This window comes from bacterium (assembly GCA_030019025.1).
Taxonomy (GTDB): domain Bacteria; phylum Hydrothermota; class Hydrothermia; order UBA1063; family UBA1063; genus UBA1063.
The window spans coordinates 6,733-13,206 of sequence record JASEFR010000027.1; the positions used below are offsets into that span (position 1 = coordinate 6,733).

Sequence of the window (6,474 nt, forward strand, 5' to 3'; positions counted from 1 at the left end):
CTAAACGAGAAGGTTTTTGAGGGGTGGGGGATGAGCAATTACGAATTGATGAAAGAATTTGCACGTTATTATGGTTTCAGTGATCCGGAACTTTTTGAATCGGAAAAGAGAGTTGCTGAAAATGTTTTAAAGCCTGTTGGGATTACTCTTGAAGAACTATCAAGGGGCGGGTATGCAAGAATAGATAGACCTTTTAGAATAGAGACCACTTCTGGAAAAGTTGAATTCGTTTCCCAAAGACGAAGGCTTCGAGGAGTTCCTGATTTCCCTGATCTTGAAGAATTTAACACCCAAAAGCAGAATGATGACGGCATGCTGAGGCTTCTTTCGGTTACCTATGGAGACACTATATCCAGTCAATATCATAATACCCTTTTAAAGGATGAGAAGAGGATTTTTATTAGTCCGAAGGATGCTTTGAAACTGGGTCTTAATGAGGGAGATGAAGTTATTGTGTTCAATGAAAATGGAAAAGTTTTTACAAAAGTCCATATTGACAACTCGCTGTCTGAAGGTTGTGCGTTTATGTACAAAGCTTTCTGGAAGTCCATCGCCGGCTTTACCGTTAACGAGCTTACCAGCGATGACGTGGTCAAACAATTTGGCTTTCAGGCAGCCTATCACAGTACTTACGTTAAGGTGGAGAAAAAAAATTAAGAATTTAAAAGGAGAACATACCAAAGGGAGTTTTTTTGTAGGCTGTGTAATGAATGGTTTTATATACTGTAAACGATCAGAAAGTACTATTGTTGCTTCGAGTAGAAGTAAAAGATATAAAAGGTTACCACAAGTTGTTTACTAACGTGAAGTAATTTCTTTGGGCCAGAAATTTTGATATCTATACTGATTGTCACAGTTTGGTTTTACTATTTGTTGCTTGTTTTCAGGTTTTCCACTAAAATTATTATATGTTTCTTACGGTCCTTAAGTCAAAGATTCATAGGATTGCTGTAACTGACAAAAATCTCCATTATGAGGGTAGTATCACTATTGACGAAGATTTAATGGAAGAGGCAGGCCTTGTTCCCAATGAAAGAGTTGAGGTTTATAACATTAACAATGGCGAAAGGTTTTCCACTTACGTTATTCCAGGTAGAAAAGGCACCAAGGAATGTGTCCTTAATGGTGCAACGGCGAGGAAAGGAGAGGTGGGTGATCTTTTGATTGTGGTTGCTTTTGCAATAATAGACTCCGAAGAAGCGAAAAGCTTTAAACCTAAAGTTGTATACCTAAATCAATAGTTCGTTTCCCTAACTATATAATTTTTACATGGTGCTGCTCTTTATTTTGTTTATAAATTCAACATTTTTGGGACAACCGGTGGATTGGGCATTAACCCCATCCCTTTCCCCAGACGGAAATCGTATAGCCTTTTCCTTTCACGGTGACCTATGGGTTGCATATTCTAATGGCGGGCTTGCTATAAGGATGACGGCTTCCGATGGTTTTGAGGGTACACCCATCTGGTCTCCTGATGGTAAATGGATCTGCTATCTCAGCGACGAGAGTGGAAATAGCGAGATCTACATAGTACCTTCTGACGGGAGTGCACCACCAGAAAGGCTAACCTATCACCCTGCTTATGAGATGTTGCTTGCTTTCAGTGAAGATTCTAAGTTTATTTACTTTTCAAGTTCAATGTATGATTTCAGGGGAGGAGTTTACAGGATTTCAATAAAAGGCGGTAATCCAGAGAAAGTTTTTGATTTCGAAGTGAACAGTTTAGCTCAAATAGATGGCACCAGGTTTTTAATAGAGAGAGGAAATGAACCCTGGTACAGAAAGGGTTATAGAGGCCCTGCAGACCGAGAAATATGGGCTTATGATGCAGTTTCTAAAAAATTTACCAGGCTTACCAACAACGATTTGAGAGATACAAGGCCAATGTACTCCTCGAAAACTGGTAAAATTTATTTCCTTTCAAACAGGGCAGACAACGGAATTACTAACCTTTTTGAAATGGATATAACTGGAAGAAATGTAAAGCAGTTAACCAATTTCGATGAAGAGATTAACTGGGCTTCTATTTCACAGGATGGGAGCCGGATTGTAATGGAATCATTGGGGCGTTTGTACATCTATGATTGCGTAAAAGGCGAGCTTATAAGACCTGACATCAGAGTTGTTGAAGATTTTGACCCTAAGGGCTCCTTGACCATGAGTATCTCCGATAATATTACTGATTTTTCAATATCTCCCGATGGAAAAGAGATTGCCTTTATTGCCCTTGGTGATGTCTTTGTTTCTTGCATAGATACAGCTTCAATTGATTACGGGAAAGTTGTAAGAATAACCAGAACACCTGCTCCAGAAAAGGACATTACATGGTCACCCGACGGAAAGCGCCTTTATTTTAGTTCTTTAAGGGATGGCAATTACAACATCTATATGGTATACCCACGTTCGGAAGATAGATTTACCAGAGATTACTCCTTTGCAGAAGAATGTGTAATTAGAGGTGATGGAACGGAGAAAGAACCCCTTATATCTCCAGACGGCTCGATGATTGCCTTCAAGAGGGGCAAGGGGAAACTTTTTGTTAAAGATTTGAAAAGCGGTAAAGAATTCAGAGTGGGCAATCACAATGATGTGTTATGGGTTTCTTGGTCCTCCGATTCTCGCTGGTTGGCTTATAGCCGTACAGAATTAGGGCCAAGAGAAGATGTATATGTTGTGAGGGCTAAAGAAGGGGCTGTGCCTGTAAACATTACAGACCATCCAAATGACGATTATAAACCAATGTGGACAAAAGATGGAAAAAGGCTTTTCTTTGCTTCGAGAAACTACGAAGGCGATTGGTGGGTGAAGTACATTTTCCTTAGCGAAAAGGATTTCAGGAATAAAAAGGAGTTGTTGAGAAGCATTAAAGAGAATGATTCCTTAAGGGACACCCTTGCTATTGAATTTGATGGTATGAGGGATAGAACTATAACGGTGTACAGATTCAGGGCTTATTATAACTACTACACCATCTCTCCCAACGGCCTATACATTGCGGTACAGGCTGAAGATTTAAATGGCAATGACCTCTGGATTGTGGATCATGAAGGAAAAAATCCCCGAAGAATTAGCAAGGGCAATCTGAAACCCATTAAGATTGAGTTTTCCAATGATGGTGAGTGGCTTGCTTTTCTCTCCGAGAAAGGGACGCTCTATCTCTGTGACGTTAAAAAGGGAGATTATAGAGAAATTAACCTGAAAGGAGATGTTTCTATAAGTTATCATGACCTTTACCGTAATCTTCTCCTTGAGGGTTGGTGGATGCTAAAAGATGGATTTTATGATGAAAGGATGCACGGCGTTGATTGGGAAGCGATGTTTTCTAAGTATTCTAAGTATACTGGTTTCATAAAAACTTACAATGAATTTAACAATGTTACTTATAGAATGCTTGGGGAACTCAACGCCTCTCACCTTGGGGTTTGGCAGGAATACAGAGGTAAAAGGGAAGATTTTGGAGATTTAGGTATCGTAATAGACAATTCTTATGAAGGTCCAGGAGTACGGGTTGCGAGGGTTATCAAAAGGTCACCGGCAGACGTAGAAGGAATTAAGGCTGGCGATATAATTCTTTCACTGGATGGGCAAAAGGTAGAAAGAGAAAGACAGTTTGCTTTCTATCTTAAAGATAAGTTTGGAGAAAAGGTGGCTGTAGAGTTATTGCGTGGTTATGGGAGAAAAAGGGATACGATATTTATTAATACCGTTTCTTATTGGACCATAAGGGATTTGATTTACAAAGAGTGGGTCAGTAGAAATAGGGAAATAGTGGATAGCCTTTCCGGTGGAAAATTTGCTTACCTTCACATCAGAGGTATGGGGGATGAGAATTACCGAGAATTTGAAAAAGATATTTACGAGAATCGCGATAAAATTGGCTTGATTCTTGACATTAGATATAATGGAGGAGGACATATCCACGATGAACTCCTCAATTTTTTGAGGCGAACTCATTACTTAGTGGAACAGGAGCGGGATGGTCTTCCAGAGTATAACAGTTTGTTCCGCTGGGACAAACCAATAGTCCTGCTCATTAATGAGCATTGCTTCTCTGATGCTGAGATATTTCCTGCTGGTTTTAAAAAGCTGGGTCTCGGAAAAGTTGTTGGAGTTCCTACCTTTGGCGGTGTAATAGGCACAAACAACTATACTTTGTTTGATGGGAAAACAGTTTTCAGACAGCCCAGTGAGGGGTGGTTTTATGAACCTTATGGGGTGAGCCTGGAAAATACCTCCGTCGAACCAAATATTTATGTAGAAAATGAAATTGTTCAAGACAATATCTCTTTGGATAATCAATTGTTAAAAGCGATTGAAGTTTTAAAAGAGATGGTAGGGGATTAACCCTCTACCATCTCTGAGGAATCTCCAATGTTAACTATTTTGGCGGATCCTTTAAGGTAGGATTCTTTTCCAACTATAGAGGAAGTAATAATTACATTTTCTACCTCGGCAAATTCGTTAATTATTGAGTTTTGGATGATTGAATTGAAGATTTTCGCTCCCTTCCCGATAGAAACGTAAGGACCTATAAGGCTATTGGCAATTTCTGCTTCATCTTCAATAAAGCAAGGTGGAATTATTAAAGTATTTGGGAACGTTTTTTTGTTGGAATGTTTCAAAAGTAAAAACTTATTTGTTGCAAGGAGGGATTCGACAGTTCCACAGTCATACCACTCTTCTATATGAATAGCTCTGGGTCTAAATCCTTTTGTGAGCATGTGCTGTATCGCATCGGTCAACTGGTATTCCCCTTTTGTTTTAATCTCGTTTTTTATAATGTGTTCAAGGGATTCTTTAAGTATTGAGGTATTTCTGAAATAATAAATTCCAGAGATAGCGAGGTTGGAAATGAAATGGGAGGGTTTTTCCACAACTTGAACTATGTACCCATCTTGATCCACCACGGCTACTCCAAATCTGGAGGGATTCTCAACTTCCTTGACCCCTATAAAATCTTCTTTAAAATCTTCGGGTTTTAAAGTTATGTCAATAATTGTGTCTCCGAGAACTATCAAAAGCTCAGAATTAAGAGCGAGGTCTAATCCCACATATATTGCGTGTCCCAGACCTAAGGGTTGCTCCTGAACGGCATAGTTCACTTTCATATTCGAATACTCATTTTTTACCGCTTTGTATATATTTTCTCCATCGGGAGGAATGACCAGCAAAATCTCTTCAGGATTGTAAGGCAGTATTCTGTCAATTATATGGAAAAGGATGGCTTTTCCTGCAACAGTTATTAGGGGCTTTGGTGTGGTGAGGGTATGGGGTTTTAGTCTCGTCCCTCTTCCTCCAACGGGTATAAGCACTTTCATTGGGAGAGCCTCCTTTTTAGTTCAGAGATACGCGGAATTGAAATAGGGTCTTCTTTGTAAAATTTTGCCAGATAAAGGCTTACATAGTCTCCAAGATAAATGAGGTAAAAGATTCGTTGAACCCAGTTGTTTCCTTTAGATTCTATTATTGAATACCCCTGGATGCTGTTCTCAATGAGCTCTTTTGTAATCTCGAATCTGAGTTTGATCCTCGGATGATCTTCCTCGTCCTGGAGAAAAGTAACCCAAAGGTCTTCGCATCTCCCAGCAGGGTTCTTAATACCATTTATTTCGTTGTGATTCATTTCGGGAAATTCCATGGTATGGCAAAAGGCTTTTGAGTTTTCGTTAATCTGTGCTTTCCACCTTAAAGCTATAGGATAAAGAGCAGTTGAAGTGTAGATTACTGGTATTCTCTTGTAGTATTTGGATGCAAGTTCAATGGCTAAGGAATTTTCTTTTTCAAACTCTTCTTGAAGGTTTTTTAGAAATTGAGGTAGGCTAATATAGTCTTCGAAAGTTTTATCATCAATTATACCGAAATTTTTCAAAACTTTTATAATGGGGGTAAGCAGATAACCAAGGGCTGTTCTTGGCGGATACCCTTGAGGAATCTTAATGTGTGGCACTTCATATTTTTTAGCGAGGTTTTCCAGTTTTCCGCCGCTGGAAATAGCTAAAAGGGTTAGATTTTTGCTTTTGCCATCCTCAAAAGCCGAGACGGTTTCTTCAGTATCTCCAGAGTAACTTGAGGCAATTAATAGATCCCCTTTTGAGGCATAGGCAGGAAGAGAATAATCTCTGACTACCTCAATGGGAACCTTTGAGTTTTTAGCAATGGTTTTTGAGATGTCGCCCGCGATTGCAGAACCACCCATACCGCATATAAAAATTCTTTTTGGCATTTCAAAGAGAGGCAATTCGTACTGCAAAGCCTCTTCGATTTGATTAGGAAGGCTTTTTATTAGTTCCAACATTTCCATCCCTAACAACCTCCTCGTATATAAGTTTCGCAGCGTTTGCCGCTGCACCCGGTTTTAATTTATTTTTTACCTCTCTAAGTTTTGATACGGTTTCTAAATAAAGGTCGCTATTTTCCAAATAAGACAAAAGTTTTTTAGCAACTTCGTGGTCATCTATTTTCTGCACAAACTCA

The 6,474-nt window shown here is 39.3% G+C and carries 6 protein-coding genes; 3 read left to right on the forward strand and 3 right to left on the reverse strand.

The genetic code is table 11. The features are described 5' to 3' along the window. From QMD82_07160 to QMD82_07170, 3 genes are all read left to right on the forward strand, one after another. The coding region (locus QMD82_07160) for a molybdopterin dinucleotide binding domain-containing protein (protein ID MDI6851693.1) at positions 1-657 on the forward strand (657 nt) is incomplete at its 5' end. A gap of 251 nt (positions 658-908) precedes the next feature. After that, entirely contained in the window at positions 909-1,241 is a 333-nt protein-coding gene (locus QMD82_07165; protein MDI6851694.1) for an aspartate 1-decarboxylase, read from the forward strand. Between the two features lie 28 nt (positions 1,242-1,269). After that, positions 1,270-4,344 (forward strand): S41 family peptidase, encoded by a 3,075-nt coding sequence (locus QMD82_07170; GenBank protein MDI6851695.1) that lies wholly within the window; start codon positions 1,270-1,272, stop codon positions 4,342-4,344. Here QMD82_07170 and QMD82_07175 read toward each other — a convergent pair. The 3 genes from QMD82_07175 to QMD82_07185 form a co-directional block, all read right to left on the reverse strand. After that, on the reverse strand, positions 4,341-5,318 hold the full coding sequence (locus QMD82_07175; protein ID MDI6851696.1) for a sugar phosphate nucleotidyltransferase: 978 nt from the start codon (positions 5,316-5,318) through the stop codon (positions 4,341-4,343). The two genes, QMD82_07170 and QMD82_07175, sit on opposite strands and share 4 nt — an antisense overlap. Further along, positions 5,315-6,295, reverse strand: a complete 981-nt coding sequence (locus tag QMD82_07180; GenBank protein ID MDI6851697.1) for a bifunctional phosphoglucose/phosphomannose isomerase — start codon at positions 6,293-6,295, stop codon at positions 5,315-5,317. Before QMD82_07180 ends, QMD82_07175 begins: the two co-directional genes overlap by 4 nt. Continuing rightward, the coding region (locus QMD82_07185; GenBank protein ID MDI6851698.1) for a hypothetical protein at positions 6,267-6,474 on the reverse strand (208 nt) is incomplete at its 5' end. The genes QMD82_07185 and QMD82_07180, both read right to left, overlap by 29 nt.

Excerpts from the sequence above, each read along its gene's own strand:
- QMD82_07170 (MDI6851695.1), top strand. The coding sequence starts at position 1,270 with ATGGTGCTGCTCTTTATTTTGTTTATAAATTCAACATTTTTGGGACAA.
- QMD82_07180 (MDI6851697.1), bottom strand. The coding sequence starts at position 6,295 with ATGTTGGAACTAATAAAAAGCCTTCCTAATCAAATCGAAGAGGCTTTG.
- QMD82_07165 (MDI6851694.1), top strand. The coding sequence starts at position 909 with ATGTTTCTTACGGTCCTTAAGTCAAAGATTCATAGGATTGCTGTAACT.
- QMD82_07175 (MDI6851696.1), bottom strand. The coding sequence starts at position 5,318 with ATGAAAGTGCTTATACCCGTTGGAGGAAGAGGGACGAGACTAAAACCC.